The sequence below is a fragment of the Streptomyces sp. UH6 genome, assembly GCF_013421635.1.
Classification (GTDB): Bacteria; Actinomycetota; Actinomycetes; order Streptomycetales; family Streptomycetaceae; genus Streptomyces; species Streptomyces abyssomicinicus.
The window spans coordinates 1-631 of record NZ_JACADT010001466.1 but is presented as its reverse complement, the minus strand read 5'-3'; the positions used below and the strand labels follow the sequence as shown (position 1 = coordinate 631).

Below are 631 nucleotides of genomic sequence, written 5' to 3'. Positions count from 1 at the left end.
GCGTGGCCGCCGAACTGGTTGCGCAGCGCGGCGATCATCTTCATCTGCGGGGAGTCCTCCTGACGGGAGGCGAAGCGGGCGAAGAGGGAGGCGGTGATGGCGGGGAGCGGGACGGCGTTGTCGATGGCCGCCTCGACGGTCCAGCGGCCCTCGCCGGAGTCCTGGGCGAAGCCACGGAGCTTCTCCAGGTGCTCGTCCTCGTCGAGGGCGTTCACGGCGAGGTCGAGGAGCCAGGAGCGGATCACGGTGCCCTCGCGCCAGGAGCGGAAGATCTCCCGGACGTCGGTGACCGAGTCGACCGCCTCCAGCAGCTCCCAGCCCTCGGCGTAGGCCTGCATCATGGCGTACTCGATGCCGTTGTGGACCATCTTCGCGAAGTGGCCCGCGCCGACCTTGCCGGCGTGCACGGCGCCGAAGTCGCCCTCCGGCTTCAGGGCGTCCAGCACCGGCTGCACCTTGGCCACGTGCTCGGCCTCGCCGCCGTACATGAGCGCGTAGCCGTTGGCCAGGCCGTGGACACCGCCGGAGACACCGCAGTCCACGAAGCCGATGCCCTTCTCGGCCAGCTCCGCGGCGTGCTTCTCGTCGTCCGTCCAGCGCGAGTTGCCACCGTCGACCACCACGTCACCGG

At 70.5% G+C, this 631-nt stretch carries 1 protein-coding gene; it reads right to left on the bottom strand.

Going from position 1 to position 631, the window contains the following annotated elements; translation table 11 throughout:
- Positions 1–631: NADP-dependent phosphogluconate dehydrogenase (locus HW445_RS32635; RefSeq protein ID WP_180224345.1), on the bottom strand; the 631-nt coding region annotated here is incomplete at both ends.